This window comes from Streptococcus sp. 400_SSPC (assembly GCF_001072745.1).
GTDB lineage: Bacteria > Bacillota > Bacilli > Lactobacillales > Streptococcaceae > Streptococcus > Streptococcus xiaochunlingii.
Map to the genome: position 1 here is coordinate 1 of NZ_JVIQ01000056.1, position 699 is coordinate 699.

Consider the following 699-nt stretch of genomic DNA (forward strand, 5'->3'; position numbering starts at 1 on the left):
GTACCGTTGGCATCCTTCGCTTGAACCTTAACGGCAACGACTTCACCTGAGTATGTCTTATCTGTTGGTGTGAAGGTTACAACACCTGTTGCTTTATCAACTGTGAAGGTACCGATTTCTTTACCTTCTGGTGATTTGGCAACTACTGATGCAGCTGGTTGACCATTTTCATCAAGAAGAGTAATAGTATCCTTGTCGATTGGTGCAACTGGGTCACCTTCTGTGAATGTAACAGTACCAGTTTGAACCACACCTTGAGGTGCTACTGATTCAGCTGGAGTAGCTGTTGGTGTTACTGGTGTAACAGTTGGAGTGTACTTAGCTGTTACTGGCGTACCATTCTTATCTACACGTTTAACAGTTACACCTGTTCCTGTGCCTGTGAATGATTTTTCTGGCACGAAGGTTACAGTTCCGTCTGGTGCTACTGTGTATGTTCCTTCACCTGGGATAGTCTTAGTTGTTGAACCATCTTCAAATGTAGCTGGTGTATCATCATCCATTGGAATATTTGGATTTCCTTCTGTAAACTTAGGCTTACCTGTTTGAGTTTGGCCTTGTTTATCTTTTGAAGTTACATCCTCTGCTGTCGGAACAACTGGAGTAATCTTAGGTGTGTAAGTTGTTTCAGCTGGCGTACCGTTGGCATCCTTCGCTTGAACCTTAACGGCAACGACTTCACCTGAGTATGTCTTATCT

Annotated in this window: 1 pseudogene; it reads right to left on the minus strand. The window is 43.5% G+C overall.

Features of this window, described 5'->3' with window-relative positions:
* A pseudogene (locus tag ADH49_RS07215) lies at window positions 1-699 on the minus strand (fibronectin-binding protein); the annotation flags it as partial.